The organism is Erwinia sp. PME.40.26/001, from assembly GCF_055556675.1.
On record NZ_JBVHNP010000197.1, the window covers coordinates 1 to 269 of the forward strand.

General features: G+C 69.1%; 1 pseudogene. It reads right to left on the reverse strand.

The annotated features are described in order from the left end of the window. Positions 1-45: 45 nt before the first annotated feature. Positions 46-269: pseudogene (locus ACZ3HG_RS23830) on the reverse strand (hypothetical protein); the annotation flags it as partial.

Below are 269 nucleotides of genomic sequence, written 5' to 3' on the forward strand. Positions count from 1 at the left end.
GGAATGCTTCGCCGAGCTGGAGCGCCGCAAGGAGCGCGACGCCGATCATTCCGCCGCTTCCTCGGCCGGGGGCATGTTGTGCCCGAGCAGCCGCAGCACTTCCTCGGCGGCCTTCACCAGATTGGTGCCCGGCCCGAAGATCGCCTGCACGCCCGCCTCGCGCAGGAACTCATAGTCCTGCGCGGGGATCACCCCGCCGGCGACCACCTTGATGTCTGCCCTGCCCGCGGCCTGCAGCTCGCGGATCAGCTCGGGGATCAGTGTCTTGT